Source organism: Microbulbifer mixtoriginis (SeqCode) (assembly GCF_052467945.1).
Genome location: NZ_CP174328.1, coordinates 4,129,295 through 4,144,770, shown reverse-complemented (window position 1 = coordinate 4,144,770; position 15,476 = coordinate 4,129,295). Strand labels below are relative to the sequence as shown.

Here is a 15,476-nt window from a genome sequence, read left to right as displayed (position 1 = left end):
TGAAAGTTAGCATGTTATGTCGAAACGCAATACCCAACAGCGCCGCCATGGGATTATGAGTCTTTTGAATGAAACTGGGGAGGCCAGTGTCGAAGATTTAGCAAGGCGTTTCGAAACTTCAGAAGTTACGATTCGAAAGGACCTTACTGCGATGGAAAACCACGGCCTGCTGCTGCGTCGGCGTGGTGGTGCCATACCGGTTCCACGAGAGTTGGTTGTGGAGGATGGGCCATCGGAAGTGAAGCGTGCTATTGGCCGTGCCGCAGCGGCCTTGATTCCCGATCATCATCGCATCGTGATCGATTACGGCCGCACGACTGCGGCGATGATTCCCGAGCTGGAATCTAAGCGTGGCCTCGTGGTCATGACCAACTCTTTGCATGTGGCTAATGCCCTGCGGGAGCTGGAAAACGAGCCAACCCTGTTAATGACAGGCGGCACCTGGGACCCCCACTTCGAGGCCTTTCAGGGCAAGGTGGCAGAGCAGGTTTTACGCGATTACGACTTCGACAGAGCTTTTATCGGTGCCGATGGCATAGATCTGGAGCGCGGCACTTGTACGTTCAACGAGCAAATAGGTCTTTCCCGGGTGATGGCGGAAGTTGCACGGGAAGTGGTGGTGTTGGCGGAATCCAGCAAGGTTGGCAGGCGCATCCCCAACCAGGAACTATCCTGGTCACAAGTCGATGTACTGGTGACGGATTCTGGTTTGGAAGAGAGTGCCCAGGAGAAACTGAAGGATATGGGCGTGCGGGTGATTTGTGCATCCCCAAAACCTGTTGCCGGTGACTAGCGAAAGAATAAGCAAAAGACTTTTAGGAATTTGAGAGGAAATCGATATGTGTGGGATTGTTGGGGCACTGGCCCAGCGTAATGTGACGGGCATTCTTCTTGAGGGCCTGCGCCGCCTGGAGTACCGGGGCTATGATTCTGCGGGCGTCTGCCTTCGCGATGAAGATGGCCAGCTACAGCTGCGTAAGAGCTTGGGCAAGGTCGCAGACCTGGAGGCCAAGTTATCGACCGAGCCTGCTGAGGGCCTCCAGGGAATTGCCCACACTCGCTGGGCAACCCATGGAGTGCCTTCCGACGAAAATGCCCATCCCCATATGTCCGGACATATTACCCTAGTTCACAACGGGATCATTGAAAATCACCAATCCTTGCGTGAGGATCTTCAGGCTAAGGGCTATGAATTTGCCTCGGATACCGATTCTGAGGTGGTGGTTCACTTAGTTCATTCTTTGAGTACCAATGGCCATGGGTTAGTGGATGCAGTAAGCAAGGCTACCAAGATGCTTGAGGGCGCTTACGCGCTCGCTGTGATCAGTAGTGAGGAGCCCGAGGTCCTGGCCTGTGCGCGCTACGGCAGCCCCTTGGTTTTGGGGGTTGGCATTGAGGAGAACTTTATCGCTTCAGACCCAATGGCACTGCGCCAGGTTACCGATCGCTTTATTTTCCTCGAAGAGGGGGATGTAGCGGAAGTGCGTCGCAGCGGAATTTCCGTTCGCAATAAGCAGGGCGAAGAAGTTAGCCACCCGGTGCATAAGCTGGATAGGGGCCACGACGTTGCCGACAAAGGGCGCTATCGCCACTATATGCAGAAGGAAATCTTCGAACAGCCTGAAGTTGTAGCAGCGACTCTGGCTGGGCGTATTGGAGAGCGTACGGTCTTGTCCCAGGCACTGGGTAGCCTCGCCCAGGAAATTTTACCCAAGGTAGAACAGGTGCAGATCGTCGCTTGCGGCACCAGCTACCACGCAGGCATGGTTGCGCGCTATTGGTTGGAGGACTGGGCGGGAGTGCCCTGCTCGGTGGAAGTGGCAAGTGAGATCCGCTACCGCAAGACCGTTGTGCGTCCGGGTACTTTGTTTGTGACTATTTCTCAGTCTGGCGAAACTGCGGATACCCTGGCAGCTCTGCGTCAGGCCAAAAAACTTGGCTACCTGGGTTTTATGACGATCTGCAATGTGCCCAACAGTTCTCTGGTGCGTGAGTCTGAACTTTCGCTGATGACGGAAGCGGGCCCGGAAATTGGTGTGGCCTCAACTAAAGCCTTCACCACCCAATTGGTGGCCCTGCAGTTATTCAGTATTGCATTGGCCAAGGCCAACGGCCTCCCCAGTGAGCGTGAGGCGGAACTAGTTAGTGCGCTGCATCAACTGCCGAAGCTGATGGAAGAATTTACTGGTCTCGATGCACTGGTTCAACATACCAGTGAGGCTTTTGCGGAGAAGAACCATGCGCTGTTCCTCGGTCGTGGTGTCGAGTTCCCCATCGCCCTTGAGGGTGCACTAAAGCTTAAGGAAATCTCTTATATCCACGCAGAAGCCTACCCGGCGGGAGAGCTTAAACACGGTCCATTGGCGCTGGTAGATGCGGACATGCCGGTGATTGTTGTAGCCCCCAACAACGAGCTGTTGGAAAAGCTTAAGTCCAACTTGCAGGAAGTGCGTGCGCGCGGTGGACAGCTGTTTGTTTTTGCCAGCCCTAAGGCCGGCTTCACCAGCGAGGAAGGGATCACTGTGGTTGAAGTGCCGGACTCCCCAGAGAGCTTGGCACCTATCCTCTACACAGTGCCTCTGCAGTTACTCAGCTATCATGTGGCGTTGCTGAAAGGCACCGATGTAGATCAGCCTAGGAACCTGGCTAAGTCGGTGACGGTAGAGTAATTTCCCAAGGCCATGGATGGCTTATGAACAAATCCGCGCAGCGCTTGAGCTTTACCACGTCGGATGGGGTAAAGCTCAGCTATCTGTCTGCCGGGACTGGTCCGACCCTACTGATACTGCACGGTTGGTCTCAAGGGGCGGCCCTGTTCAAGCATCAACTTGCCGGTTTATGTGATCGCTACCGAGTCATTGCTCTCGATATGCGCGGCCACGGTCAGTCAGAAAAACCCTTGTATGGCTACCGTATTGCCCGCTTGGCGAAGGACTTACAGGAGTTGATCACAGCCCTGGACCCGGCCCCTCTCTATCTACTTGGCCACTCGGCCGGTGCTTCGGTGATCTGGAATTACCTGGAGATGTTTGGCGATACGCGAGTTTCCAAACTGATTTTTATTGATGAACCCGCCGCCTTACTTGCCCAGCCTTATTGGTCTGAACAAGAGCGTTTGCAGGCCGGTGCAATCCTCACTGCCGAACAGCTCTTCCAGTTTACCGGTCAACTGCGTAGCTCCCAGGGCGAGCAGGCAACCCGTGACATTTTGATGTCAATGGTGACTCCGGCAATGACACAGGATCAAAGGGAAGAGCTGGTTGGGGTCAATTTGCAGTTCCCGCGCGCTCTGGCGGCGCGCCTATTTATTGACAATGTTACTCGCGATTGGCGCGATTTTATCCCCAGAATTGAAAAACCCACTTTGATCGCCTTCGGCCGTGCCAGCCCTCACCCAGTAGAGTGCCAGCAATGGATTCATCAACAAATTGAAGGTTCTCGGTTGGAGATTATCGAGGCTGAAGATGGAGGCAGTCACTTCCTATTTCTTGAAGCGCCACAGAGGTTTAATCGGTTGCTGCGTGATTTTCTCGCCAGTTAGTCGGGTTTAAATAGAGGCCTGTTAATATTTTTCTGGCTGGATTGATTATTATCCGCTGGATTTCCACAGGTACTCTGTTACCTGGTCTATGTTCTTTTCCGGTGGGTAAGATAGGGAGTGTTATTAACAGGTTGGAGTTTTAAAATTTACCCTACGGCAGCCGGTGGCTGTTGATGTGGATAAGTATTCTTTAAAAGATTCCAGTTTTCCCAAAATTATGCACAAGGAACTCTAATTTATGAGAAAGACCGTCGGTTATTAACAATCTTTCCCTATTTTTAATAAATTCTCTCTAGAGAGTATCTCTATTGATGCCAGAGGTGCCTACGGGAACTTAATTGTTAGGTTTACACCGTTTCGGTTAACTCTTTTCCCTCTTGTGGGGATCTTTGTTTCTTAAAGCGTCTGTGATTTTGCTTTGGCGCTAAAGCCAACACTTTGAATGACTTTGTGAAGCCTCGGTAATCCTCTTTCCTATACTGGCGGAATGGCTGACCTGATAAGTCGGGTTGAAAATTGCAGTGCCGCAGTCTTTCAAAGGAATATGAGTGGGCGATGCACTATCTCGTTGTTGCTCTGCTGTTATTGCTGGTAGTGGCGCTCAGCCTGATTGTCGCTAGAGTTTTGCCTTTTCCTGTTCCCTTGCCTCTTATTCAAATTTTAGGCGGTGTTCTTCTTGGCACCGTGTTCGGCATAAAAATACCATTAGACCCAGAAATATTTTTTCTGCTTTTTATTCCACCTTTACTTTTTTTGGCTGGCTGGCGCATTCCTAAGGGTGCTCTTTTCAGGGATCTAGGTTCGATAATTACCTTGGCTGTAGGGCTGGTAATATTTACCGTATTTGGCATGGGGTTTTTTATTGCTTGGTTGTTGCCGATTATGCCGATCGCCATGGCATTTGCACTAGCGGCAATACTCGCCCCCACGGATCCTGTGGCCGTATCGGTTGTGCAGGGCACCAATAATATTCCCCCAAGGCTTGAGCATATTCTTGCTGGAGAATCATTATTTAATGATGCCTCTGGGCTGGATATCTTTCGTATTGCTTTGGCTGCGGCGATTACTGGCAGTTTTTCTTTTCCACAGGCCGTAACCGGTTTTTTTTGGGTTGCCATAGGAGGGGTTGCCATAGGTGCGGGGGTGGCATTTATCTGTGGCTATCTGTTGCGCTGGTTGGTGTACCTTCGCGGTGAGGATACGGCGATCCAGATTTTGGTAAGCTTATTGGTCCCTTTTGCCGCCTACCAAGCCGGTCAAAGTGTAGGTGTGTCGGGAATTCTTGCTGCTGCAAGTGCGGGAATTGCCACTCATTACACCAGCCTGCATGGTTCAGAAAAATCCGCTACAAGGATGGACCGTAGAGCAGTTTGGAATACCGTACAAACTGTGCTCGATGGCATTATCTTCGTGCTGCTGGGGGAACAGCTGGTGCGCCTTATCGATGTAGATTCGAGTTGGGCTCAGGATATTGGATTAGGTTGGATTGTATTGTATGTCCTGGCAATTTCTTTTGTTCTTTTGATGCTGCGTTTTATCTGGGTTTGGGTATCGCTTTATCTCTCGCGCTTTCGCCGCAACCTTCCCTCTCTCTCTACTCAATTTGCTCTGGTCAGTGTGTTGAGCGTGGCTGGTGTGCGTGGGGCTATCACTCTTGCTGGTGCATTTTCAATGCCTCTGTTAATGCCTGATGGCAAACCATTGCCTGGCCGTGAAGCATCTATAGCGATAGCTATGGGGGTAATTCTGATTTCATTATTGGTTGCCAGTATTTTCCTACCATTTCTTCTTAGGCGCTTACCGGATACGCCCAGTCTTGCGGCGATTGGCGATGAAAAGGGAGCAAGGGTTTCTGCCGCTAAGGCCGCTGAACATCGTCTGATCAATTTGCGTAAAGAAATAGATGTACACTGGAAAAATAAAGAGATTGCCTACGAGGCGATCGATCACCTGCTGGAGATATACCGTCGGCGCATCAACATCGGTGATGATGAAGCGGGCGAGACGGTATGGTTGAGGGCACGGGTGGAACGCCGTTTTCGTCTGGCGGCATTGGCCGCAGAGCGACAGCGTCTTTTGGAACTCCGTGTGAGCCGGGAGATTGATGATGAGTTGCACAGAAAGTTAGTGCTCGAAGTTGATCTGATAGAGGCCAGTATTTTGTCTAAGGAATAGAAGTTTTCCCGGATCAATATTCGCAATAGGTTGGGAAAGGTATGAAGTATATAGAGCTGCTAAGTGTTGATGGCGTATCTACCTTTAAAGAGCGGAAAATAATCCAGAAGAACCATCAGCCACTTGGAGATTATTCTGATCCCTATCAGGTGCGGCAAATATTTTTTCGCGAGTTCGATGAGCATCAGATTTTTGATTGGCACTGCGCGCCACGAGAGCAGTTTATTTTTTATCTGGAAGGTGAGGTGAAAATAACGACCAGCTCTGGCGAACAGCATATTTTTAGAGCTGGCGATATTTTATTAGCCAAGGATTTGTGTGGAAAGGGACATGTGAGTGAAACTCTGATACCAGGCCGGGCTGTGATCGCTGTGCTCGATCACAGCTCCGCAGTTGGCCACTAAGTCGCACTCAACCACATTGCGCTCAAAAGTTTGCGCCGTCAGCCAATACCTTAATCTGGATAAAAGCTATCTTGGCGCTATGTTCCTAAGTCTTTTATCGGCACAGGCAGTGGCCAATTAAGACCTTTCGGTCTCCACTTTCGCCTCTTCCCAGTAATGGTCCAGATGCAGGTCCCTATCGCGGCGGTCTTCTTGTAGAGCCTGCAAGAGTTGTTCACGATAGATACGGCTTTGCGCGATGTGCTGTGCCTCATCGCGCCAGTAGGGAAACAGTGCCTCCAGCATACGCTGGTCGTGCTGTTTAAACTTGCGTGCAGCGCGGCGCGCTTGCAAGGGGCTGAGTCCCAGCAGCTCCAGGGCCTTCTCACCAATTGCCAAGGCGGGATCGACGGTCTCGCGAAAAATATATTTTACTCCGGCTTCCATCAGCGCGTATTGGTGCATACGGCTGCGTGCCCGCGCGAGAATCTTTAAGTGCGGAAAGTGTTTTTGCAGCTGCGCGATGATCTCCAAAGAGGCGGCCTGATCACTCAAGGTGAGTATCACCAGGCGTGCCTGGGCGGCGCCGGCGGCGCGCAGTAGGTCTTCCCGCGTGGCATCACCGTAATAGGCCTCAATACCATAGCGACGAACTAAATCCAGCTGTTCGGCGTTGCGCTCCAGTAGGGTGGTGCTAAAACCACAGGCATTGAGCAGGCGTCCGGCAATCTGGCCGAAACGGCCGTAACCGATGATGATGACCGGTGAATTGGAATCCATCGGTGGTTCGTGTTCGACTGCCTGTGGGGCTTCCGGGCCGATAAGAAAACGCGGCTGAATAAACCTTTCAAATACCAGTAACAGAATCGGTGTGAGCGCCATAGTCAGGGCGATCAGTGCTACCAACAAGCTGCTGGCCTCGGCGTCGAGTACTTGGATTTGAGTGGAAAAGGACACCAAAACGAAGCCAAATTCTCCCGCCTGGGCCAGGGATAGAGCGAATAACCAATCTTCGCCCTTGGACATGCGCAGAAACCTTGCCAATAGGAACAGAACGCCAAATTTCACCACTACCAGGGCTACTACCAGGCCAAACAACAGCAGTGGGTTTTGCGCGATCTGCGCAAAGTTCAGGCTGGCGCCTACGGCGATAAAGAAAAGTCCCAGTAACAATCCTTTGAACGGCTCAATATCTGCCTCCAGTTCGTGGCGAAACTCACTCTCCGCCAACAGTACTCCGGCGAGGAAAGTGCCCAAAGCCGGTGATAGGTCGAGCCAGCTCATTACCGCCGCTGCAGCAAAGACAATCAGCAGAGCGGTAACGGTAAACATTTCGCGTACCTGGCTGCCAGCTACCAGGCGTAACAGCGGTCCCAGCAGATAGCGGCCGGTGATAGCGAAGGCGGCGATGGTGGCAATAACCGCAGCGGCATATCCCCATCCCTCCAAGCCGCTGGCGTGGGATTCGGCGGTAGTACCTGCGAGCAGTGGCAGCAGGGCGAGAATGGGGATTACAGCGATATCCTGGAGTAACAGCACCGCAAAGGCACTGCGCCCGCCTTGAGTTTTGAGAAGCCCTTTTTCATTGAGGGACTGTAAGACGATAGCGGTGGAGGACAGGGCCAGGATCAAACCGATCGCTACGCCGGTGCGCCAGCTCATGTCGAATAACCACAGCGCTATTGCCGCCACTGCAGCAGCGGTCAGGAGTAGTTGCGCGCTGCCGGTGCCGAGGATGGCGCCGCGCATTTGCCACAACTTTTTAGGTTGCATCTCCAGGCCGATCAAAAACAGCATCAACGCTACGCCGAATTCGGCCACATGCATTTCATCGCTGGCATCCCCCACCAGGCCCAGTGCGCTGGGTCCAATGGCCACCCCGGCCAGTAGGTATCCGAGTACGGAACCCAGGCCCAGGCGTGTGGCGATAGGCACAGCGATAACCGCGGCCCCCATAAAGATGACGGCTTCAACAAGGAAGTTAGAGTGTTCCATTGATCGATTATCGCTAGTTAGCAGTGTGTTGCTGATCGCTGGCGGGCGCGCTTTCCGGTTCGGCAAATTCGCGACTGCGGCGTATTAATGGCGCTATGGTAGAGCCCTGCACCACAATAGAAAAGAGCACTACGCCATAGGTCATAACCACCCATAGGTAGCGCAGGTCCTGCCCCTGAACAAAAGCACTGCCAGAGGGGATGGACATGGCCAGGGCCAGGGCCAGGCCGCCTTTGAGACCACCCCAGATCAATATCCGGTTGGTGTAAGGGTGGTAGCTGCGGCGCCTTTTCAGGTACAGGAAGGGCACCCCCACAGCCAGGACTCGTGCCATTAGTACGATGACAATCCCCGCCATCATTAGCAGGTAGTCCGCCGGGCGCAGATCGATAGTAATCAGGAACAGGCCCACCAACAGGAACAGCAGTCCGTTGAGGAAATCCTCGGTGATATTCCAGAAGTTATCCAGTTCGTGCTGGCTCACCCTGGAAAAGCCGCGCTCGCGGGTGAAGTTGCCGATAATAATTCCGCTCACTACCATCGCCAGGGCACCGGAGACACCGAGGATATTGGCCAATGAGAATCCGGCAGTTGGAATGACCAGAGTGAGCAACAGCTCCAGGCTGTGGTCGTCGGTGCAACAGATCAGCCAGTGGAACAGCCCTCCGATAATCAAGCCGAGCAGAATCCCCCCAATCGCTTCCAGCACGAATAGCTCTGCCACTGCCGGTACAGTTGGTTGCCCCCCTTCGAAAGCCACCGCGTAAATTACTGCAAATACCACAATACCGAAGCCATCGTTGAACAGGGATTCCCCTTCCACCTGAATGGAAACCTGCTCCGGTGCCTTGAGGTTTTTCATAATGGCCAATACGGCGATGGGGTCGGTGGGGGAGATCAAGGCACCGAATAACAGGCAGTAAATGAAGGCTACCGGCATATTGATCAACATGAGGAACCAATACAGTAGGCCGCCCACCGCAAAGGTGGAAATCAAAGTACCAACGATTGCCAGCAAGCCAATTTCCAGTTTTTGATTGCGCAATTCCAACAGGTCGATATGCAAACTGCCGGCGAAGAGCAGGAAGCCCAGCATTCCCTTGAGTAGGATGTCTTCCAGGTTAAGCAACGGCAGCAGTTGGTCGGCCCAGGTGCGCAACTCCACTATCCCCAATTTGCCCAGGCCGGTGACAATGAGCGACAAGGCCAGGGCCCCAGTGGTGATGGCAATTGTGGTTTGCGCACGCAGCACATACTGATTTAGGAAACCGAGAAAGACCGACACCGCGGCAAGAAAACAAAAGGTGTAATAGACTTCCATGCCGTGCGTGGACTCCAGGGATAAGAATTGCGGGGCCTTGCCCACCCCTCAAAAGCGATGCTTTTACGGGCGAAATTATCAGTTGCTGAGTGTGCCGTTAGTGTAGTCGCGCAGGGGCCCACTCGAGTTTCCCTGACAGGGCTCTGGGCACAGGGGTGTCAGGTATAGATACCGCCGGCTGCGCCCTGGTTGGGGGCGCGCAATTGTAACGGCTCCTCAGTGCGGTACAACCGCATTTTCTATTTATATCTACAACAACTTTTCCGCGCCTGCCGAAACTGTCATTCGTTAATTTCCGCCTCGTCTGACTCTCAATTGCGGTGCAAGTTTCTCTTAGTGGAATACATTGCTGTCGGCATCGCCCCCATTTCGATATGGCTTCCCAACTACACTGGAGGCATCAGGTAGAGCCCAATGTAACAGTTAAAGAAGAGAGAAGGCCGTGGCACATCATCCCCTGTTATGTGATACCTCTAAACTTGTCGGGCGGGTATTAATGTCCCTGCTGTTTATCTTTGCCGGCTGGAATAAGATCGGCGGCTACAAAATGACGGAAGCCTTTATGGTTTCCATGGGAATCCCCGCCCTGTTACTTCCCTTGGTGATTATCGTAGAACTGGTCGGTGGCCTGGCGATATTGCTCGGATTCTTTACCCGCTTTTCCGCAGTGATTCTTTTTCTCTTCTGTCTGGCTAGTGCCTGGATGGTGCATTACTCACCAGGCGATCCCGCAGAGATGACCAGCTTTATGAAGAACATCACCATTGCTGGAGGCTACCTGATTCTCGCCTGCGCGGGTGCTGGGCGCTTCAGCCTAGATCACTGGATTCGCAAAAAATAGCGCCTTGTGAAGCCAGTAGGCGCCTATATTGCCCGATGCCGCACAGTCCACTCAGGAGGGTCACCGTGAAACTCTTTTATGCGCCAGGAGCCTGTTCTCTATCCCCACATATCGTCGCCCTGGAGGCGGGTATTGATCTCGAACTCTGCAAAGTGGATCTAAAGACGCATACCCTGGAAAACGGCGACGACTTTTATAGAGTTAACCCCAAGGGCTATGTACCAGTACTGCAGCTAGAGGGGGGTGAGTTACTCACAGAGGGCGTCGCTATTATGCAGTTTCTCGCCGAGCAAAAGCCCGATGCCGGTTTGGCGCCACCGTTGGGCACTTTGGACCATTACCGCTTGTTGGAGTGGTTGAATTTTATTAGCGCGGAGGTTCATAAATCTTTCTTGCCCCTGTTTTGGAAAGGCACTGAGGAAGAAAAGAAAAAAGCTCGGGAAAGGATTCTACGTCGCATGGATTATATTGAAGAGCAGCTACAGAACGACTACCTGCTGGGGAATTCTTTATCTGTCGTGGATGCGTATCTCTACCTGATAAACCGCTGGCTCAAGGTGCAGGATTTTGATATGACACGTTGGCCCAGGTTACAGGCTTTTCAGGAACGTATGGCAGCGCGCCCGGCAGTTCAGCACGCCTTGCAAGAGGAAAATCTCAGTTAGATTGAGGGCCCAAGAGTATATTGCCGCCAAATAAACAGTGCATCAGCTCCGCTAGCGTTGGTCGAAGTTGTGGCTGTACTCACTGAAAGCATCTTATCCCGTTCAGGAATAGTCCTCGATTTATTTACTCCCTACACATATCTTCAGCCTTATCTGGACAGGCAAATTGTCGTTGGTACTGACCCGGAGAGATACCGAAAGCTTTACGGAAATGATGGCGAAGGGTTGCACTGCTCTCAAAACCAGAAACTTGTGCTGCATGATCAATGGTCTCACTGCCTGACTCCAGAGCTTTTTGCGCTACACGAAGCCGTTGTTGCGTTAACCATTCTTTAGGGGCCAGCCCCATGGATTGGCGAAATTTTCTATCGAAACTGCGACGAGAGAGATGCGCTTGTTTCGCCAAGTCGCCCACCATGATGGGTTTATCCAGGTTGGCAAGGGCCCAATCCAGGGCGCCCGCGAAATGATCGGGCCGCTTGGAAACTGGGGTCTCTACAAACTGGGCCTGTCCTCCCTGCCGATGAGGAGCCATCACCAGGCGCTTGGCTACAGAATTAGCCAATTCATAACCATGGCTACGCCGTAAATACTCTATACCCAAATCTATTGCTGCTGAGCTTCCTGCAGAACAGGCCAATTTGTCCTGCCAGACATAAAGTACATCCCCTACATACTCTACTTTGGGGAATCGCTTTTTAAAGGTATTCGCATAGCGCCAATGCGTGGTGGCTTGCCTTCCATCCAGCAAACCAATTTCGGCAGGTAAAAATGCGCCAGAACAAAAAGTCAGAATTTGCCGGCGTTCCGCCGCAAAGGCTTCCACAGCAGCGTATACAGATTGTAGGGAGCAGTCCTTGGTTTGTGGTGTAGTCGGCCAGCTGGGTACGACTAACAAATCGTAATCCATCAGGCTGCTAACTTGTCTGCACTGTAGGGATACCCCCCCAAGCCCCAGCTGTGCCTTGGCATTGAAGGAAACAACCTCTCCCTCATAGAGCGTATCGGTACAGGGGCGGGATAAACAGAACAGTTCGGTCGCGCAGCCAAGTTCAAATAAGGCAACCTGGTGATGAACCAGAATCGCTACGCGCTTTGCTTTTCCTTTATCCATCATGCCTTCCCTTGATTTCTCACTTCGATACCCAGATTGGCTCAAATTTAACGCTATATGGCTTTTAAGCCAATCGTTAAATAAATAGCCAGAGAACAGAATATATACACGACAAAGAGTGAGTGTTAACCAAGGAGATAGTTATGAGTTCTGCTGTAAGTCGTATTGCCCCAGCTAGCAGTCAAAAAGCCCTGCAACATTTCCAAGAACTGATGGCCTTTGAGACGGACTGCTGGGATGTTCATCATGCCCTAACCAATGGGCGCCAGGACTTCGTGCTGTTGGATGTTCGTGGTGAAGAAGCCTTTCGTCAGGGGCACATTTTGGGCGCTGAGTCCTTACCTTATCAGCACATCAATAAAGAGCTTGTATCTCGCTATCTAGATTCCACTTTGTTCGTCGTTTACTGCGCCGGGCCCCATTGCAATGCAACAGAGAAGGCTGCTGTCCGGTTGGCAAAATTGGGGCTTCCAGTGAAAAAAATGATTGGTGGTATAACCGGATGGATAGATGAAGGATTCAAACTGGTGGGAGAAAAGGAAACTATCAGCGCCTAAGGTCAAAGTGAGATTTTATCTCTCAAGACCGGAAATAAAGAGGGTGAAGATTGCACCCTCTACCAATCCATCAAATTTGGCAACAAATAAATGCTTATACGTAACGCAAAGCCTAGTGATATTCCCGAACTATTGGAGATGATGCGTGGGTTAGCTAAATTCGAAGGCTACTTAGATAAGTTCAAGGTTACTGAGGAAGAATTAAATAATCGACTATTTAAGCGGGCAGACTTTCAATGTTTAGTGGCCGAAGACAGCGGTGTAGCTATTGGCTACCTGGTTTTTTATGTCCTTCCCTTTACCTATGATTTAACTCCCTGGTTGTGGATTAAAGAACTTTACGTAGTTGGTAACAAAGAGTATCGCCGTAAAGGGGTAGGAAGGGCATTGATGGGGTATTTAATAAAAGAGGCCTATGAGCGGGGTAGTGCCAAAATAAAGTGGGAAGTTCTTTCTACTAATGTAGATGCACAAGCTTTTTATCAACAACTAGGTGGAGCTCCGGAACAGAAGTGGCAAATATGGTCCCTGAGTATTTAGCCAATATAGCCGGGCCGAAATACCCCCTTTTCAATAGATGAACACAAAACAGACTCCTCAACGCGGGGTAAAACGCCTGGTGATTGGTATATCCGAGTCGATGGGTTTGCGCGCTTGAGCAATTACCAAAGTGGAGAACAGGGCCACTACTGCACACCCAAACATGGATGCGGCAATAGGAACCAGGGTGCCAGTGTGCAGGCTGCTTACTAATCCGCCCAGCACACCGCCAGTGATAAAAATTGTGGCGCCATACAGGGCGTTGGCGCTGCCGCTGATTTTGGGAAAAAACTCCAGATAACAGGCGGCGGCATTGGGCCCAGTAATACCGATACAGCTCATTACCAATACCAGAGGTACCATCCACAGAGTCAGCTCTTTAATACCGGTCAAAGTGCCGAGTAATAGCAAACCACAGCCGAGCATCTGCAGGGTGACGCCAGCCAATAAAATATTGCGCGGCTGGAACAGATTGAGCAGGCGGATATTGACCTGCACCATACAGATCAGCCCCAGAATACAGGCGCCAAAGAATAGCGGGAAGCGGCTCGGACTGACACTGAAGTAGTCCATAAAGACAAAGGGTGCGGTGGTGATATAGATAAACATCGAACCACTGACACAGGCCTGGGCGCCGAGAAAACCGAGGGCGCGGCGGTTGCGTAGCACTTGTCCATAAGTGGAAATCAGTGAAGCTAATGGCATCAACTGGCGCCGCGCGCGGGTAAAACGCGATACAGTTTCTGGTAACAGTAAGCGCACTAATAGCAGCATGGCAGCGGCGTACAGTAGCAGGAATACAAAAATACTCTGCCAGCCACCCACTGCGAGCAGTAGAGAGCCGATTACTGGAGCGATCAGGGGGGCGATCAGCATGATGGTACTGATCATAGAAATAATTTTGGCGGCTTCACGCCCACTGTGCAGATCGCGCACTATGGCGGCGCAAATCACTGTAGCAAAACCGCCCCCCACGGCCTGGAAAAAGCGCAGGATAATCAGTTGATCGACATGGTCGGCAAACAGGATCAGCAGTGAACTGACGATATAAATGCACAGGCCGATAGTGCCGACCAGTCGCCTGCCCCAACGATCGGAGAGAGGGCCGCCGAAGAGCTGGCCTAGGGCAAAACCCAGTAAAAAGCTGGAGACCGAATACTGCACCCGCTCCACTTCGGTATCGAGCGCACCGGCCATGGCCGGGATAGCCGGCAAGTAACTGTCGATGGAAAATGGCGTCAGGGAGACCAGCGCCGCTAGCCATACCACCAACCAGCGCGGTGCTTTTTGCTCAGCGGATAATGCGGTGGATGTCATGGAATTGCTCTGGAACGGCTAGGGGCACTTGTTGGCAGTGGCAGTAGATTGCCGGATACAGCAGGCATGGTAGAGGGGCTGCGACACATTATCCAGTGCCGCATTCTTGCAAATTTCCCTCAGTGTTTGTCTTCCCGCAATGTGTACAGGCCCTGCTTCAGCTTTAGTAGGTGCTCTTGCAACTGGGGGCCTTTGCGCTGGGCAACGCCGATGGCGAGCACATCAATCACCACTAGGTGGGCGATGCGTGAGGACAGTGGTGTATAGATCTCAATATCTTCTTCCACATCCACTTCTAGCGGGATACTGGCCTGCTGTGCCACCGGCGAACCGCTGGGTGCCAGGCCAACCACCAGAGCGCCCTGCTCCTTTGCCATGCTCATGGAGCGCAGTAGTGCCTTGGTGCGGCCACTCTGGGAGATAGCAACGACTACATCGCCCGGCTGCATAGACATGGCTGACATATTCTGGATGTGGTGGTCCGAGTGGGCGGCGGTGGCCAATTGCAGGCGGAAGAACTTGTGCTGGGCATCGGCGGCGACAGCACCAGAGGCGCCAAAGCCGAAGAATTCCACCCGCTTGGAAGCGGCCATCGCAGTGACAGCGGCCTCAAGGGCGCGGTCGTCAATTCTATCGCGCACTTTTAGCAGAGTATCTACTGTTGAGTCGAACACCTTGCGTTTGTACTCGGCAATGGTGTCGGTCTCGGTCACCGCGATTTGGCCGAAGCTGGGGCTGGAAGCCAGCTGTTGCGCCAGGTTCAACTTGAACTCCTGGAAGCCGGAACAGCCCACGGCGCGACAAAAGCGCACCACGGTCGGCTCGCTCACCTGGGCCTCGGTGGCCAGGTCGACGATGCGCATATGAATAATTTCATCGGGATTGGCGAGAATATACTCCGCCACCTTGCGCTCAGATTTGCGCATGGATGACAGTTGCTCACTGATTCGTTGCGTTACTTCCGCCGGTTTCACAGGACTTCCTTCTCTATGCCAGTTGGCGCAGTTTAGCCGCTGCGCCCCCGGCT

The 15,476-nt window shown here is 52.2% G+C and carries 14 protein-coding genes; 9 read left to right on the top strand and 5 right to left on the bottom strand.

Translation table 11 applies throughout. The annotated features are described in order from the left end of the window. Positions 1-16: 16 nt before the first annotated feature. The 5 genes from ACJJIJ_RS18000 (at position 17) to ACJJIJ_RS17980 (ending at position 6,120) form a co-directional block, all read left to right on the top strand. Positions 17-793 (top strand): DeoR/GlpR family DNA-binding transcription regulator, encoded by a 777-nt coding sequence (locus ACJJIJ_RS18000; RefSeq protein ID WP_252083938.1) that lies wholly within the window; start codon positions 17-19, stop codon positions 791-793. Between the two features lie 46 nt (positions 794-839). Continuing rightward, on the top strand, positions 840-2,669 hold the full coding sequence (gene glmS, locus ACJJIJ_RS17995; RefSeq protein ID WP_444938061.1) for a glutamine--fructose-6-phosphate transaminase (isomerizing): 1,830 nt from the start codon (positions 840-842) through the stop codon (positions 2,667-2,669). A 23-nt stretch (positions 2,670-2,692) separates the two neighbouring features. Beyond that, entirely contained in the window at positions 2,693-3,541 is an 849-nt protein-coding gene (locus tag ACJJIJ_RS17990) for an alpha/beta fold hydrolase (RefSeq protein ID WP_444938060.1), read from the top strand. A 555-nt stretch (positions 3,542-4,096) separates the two neighbouring features. Then, on the top strand, positions 4,097-5,716 hold the full coding sequence (locus tag ACJJIJ_RS17985) for a Na+/H+ antiporter (protein ID WP_444938059.1): 1,620 nt from the start codon (positions 4,097-4,099) through the stop codon (positions 5,714-5,716). 41 nt (positions 5,717-5,757) lie between these two features. Next, positions 5,758-6,120 (top strand): cupin domain-containing protein, encoded by a 363-nt coding sequence (locus ACJJIJ_RS17980; RefSeq protein ID WP_444938058.1) that lies wholly within the window; start codon positions 5,758-5,760, stop codon positions 6,118-6,120. Positions 6,121-6,237: 117 nt separating this feature from the next. On the opposite strand, the gene ACJJIJ_RS17975 is transcribed toward ACJJIJ_RS17980, so the two are convergent. After that, on the bottom strand, positions 6,238-8,094 hold the full coding sequence (locus tag ACJJIJ_RS17975) for a monovalent cation:proton antiporter-2 (CPA2) family protein (RefSeq protein WP_252083933.1): 1,857 nt from the start codon (positions 8,092-8,094) through the stop codon (positions 6,238-6,240). A gap of 13 nt (positions 8,095-8,107) precedes the next feature. After that, positions 8,108-9,415, bottom strand: a complete 1,308-nt coding sequence (locus ACJJIJ_RS17970) for a cation:proton antiporter (protein ID WP_444938057.1) — start codon at positions 9,413-9,415, stop codon at positions 8,108-8,110. 442 nt (positions 9,416-9,857) lie between these two features. On the opposite strand from ACJJIJ_RS17970, the gene ACJJIJ_RS17965 reads away from it, so the two are divergent. Continuing rightward, the gene (locus ACJJIJ_RS17965; RefSeq protein WP_252083931.1) at positions 9,858-10,256 is read left to right on the top strand and encodes a DoxX family protein; all 399 of its coding nucleotides are present in this window, start codon (positions 9,858-9,860) and stop codon (positions 10,254-10,256) included. 65 nt (positions 10,257-10,321) lie between these two features. Then, positions 10,322-10,921 (top strand): glutathione transferase GstA, encoded by a 600-nt coding sequence (gene gstA / locus ACJJIJ_RS17960; RefSeq protein WP_252083930.1) that lies wholly within the window; start codon positions 10,322-10,324, stop codon positions 10,919-10,921. Positions 10,922-11,045: 124 nt separating this feature from the next. On the opposite strand, the gene ACJJIJ_RS17955 is transcribed toward gstA, so the two are convergent. Continuing rightward, positions 11,046-12,038 (bottom strand): helix-turn-helix domain-containing protein, encoded by a 993-nt coding sequence (locus ACJJIJ_RS17955; protein WP_444938056.1) that lies wholly within the window; start codon positions 12,036-12,038, stop codon positions 11,046-11,048. 140 nt (positions 12,039-12,178) lie between these two features. Here ACJJIJ_RS17955 and ACJJIJ_RS17950 point away from each other — a divergent pair, with 140 nt between their 5' ends. Next, positions 12,179-12,592 (top strand): rhodanese-like domain-containing protein, encoded by a 414-nt coding sequence (locus ACJJIJ_RS17950; RefSeq protein ID WP_444887604.1) that lies wholly within the window; start codon positions 12,179-12,181, stop codon positions 12,590-12,592. A 90-nt stretch (positions 12,593-12,682) separates the two neighbouring features. Beyond that, positions 12,683-13,132, top strand: coding sequence for a GNAT family N-acetyltransferase (locus tag ACJJIJ_RS17945; protein WP_444938055.1), 450 nt, complete (start codon positions 12,683-12,685; stop codon positions 13,130-13,132). Between the two features lie 57 nt (positions 13,133-13,189). On the opposite strand, the gene ACJJIJ_RS17940 is transcribed toward ACJJIJ_RS17945, so the two are convergent. After that, on the bottom strand, positions 13,190-14,449 hold the full coding sequence (locus ACJJIJ_RS17940; RefSeq protein WP_252083926.1) for a multidrug effflux MFS transporter: 1,260 nt from the start codon (positions 14,447-14,449) through the stop codon (positions 13,190-13,192). A gap of 119 nt (positions 14,450-14,568) precedes the next feature. Beyond that, on the bottom strand, positions 14,569-15,423 hold the full coding sequence (gene hexR / locus ACJJIJ_RS17935; RefSeq protein ID WP_108735063.1) for a transcriptional regulator HexR: 855 nt from the start codon (positions 15,421-15,423) through the stop codon (positions 14,569-14,571). Positions 15,424-15,476 lie beyond the last annotated feature (53 nt).

What these genes read in the sequence shown, in the direction of transcription:
- ACJJIJ_RS18000 (WP_252083938.1), top strand. Translation starts at nt 17, where the DNA reads ATGTCGAAACGCAATACCCAACAGCGCCGCCATGGGATTATGAGTCTT.
- glmS (WP_444938061.1), top strand. Translation starts at nt 840, where the DNA reads ATGTGTGGGATTGTTGGGGCACTGGCCCAGCGTAATGTGACGGGCATT.
- ACJJIJ_RS17990 (WP_444938060.1), top strand. Translation starts at nt 2,693, where the DNA reads ATGAACAAATCCGCGCAGCGCTTGAGCTTTACCACGTCGGATGGGGTA.
- ACJJIJ_RS17985 (WP_444938059.1), top strand. Translation starts at nt 4,097, where the DNA reads ATGCACTATCTCGTTGTTGCTCTGCTGTTATTGCTGGTAGTGGCGCTC.
- ACJJIJ_RS17980 (WP_444938058.1), top strand. Translation starts at nt 5,758, where the DNA reads ATGAAGTATATAGAGCTGCTAAGTGTTGATGGCGTATCTACCTTTAAA.
- ACJJIJ_RS17975 (WP_252083933.1), bottom strand. Translation starts at nt 8,094, where the DNA reads ATGGAACACTCTAACTTCCTTGTTGAAGCCGTCATCTTTATGGGGGCC.
- ACJJIJ_RS17970 (WP_444938057.1), bottom strand. Translation starts at nt 9,415, where the DNA reads ATGGAAGTCTATTACACCTTTTGTTTTCTTGCCGCGGTGTCGGTCTTT.
- ACJJIJ_RS17955 (WP_444938056.1), bottom strand. Translation starts at nt 12,038, where the DNA reads ATGATGGATAAAGGAAAAGCAAAGCGCGTAGCGATTCTGGTTCATCAC.
- ACJJIJ_RS17950 (WP_444887604.1), top strand. Translation starts at nt 12,179, where the DNA reads ATGAGTTCTGCTGTAAGTCGTATTGCCCCAGCTAGCAGTCAAAAAGCC.
- ACJJIJ_RS17945 (WP_444938055.1), top strand. Translation starts at nt 12,683, where the DNA reads ATGCTTATACGTAACGCAAAGCCTAGTGATATTCCCGAACTATTGGAG.
- ACJJIJ_RS17940 (WP_252083926.1), bottom strand. Translation starts at nt 14,449, where the DNA reads ATGACATCCACCGCATTATCCGCTGAGCAAAAAGCACCGCGCTGGTTG.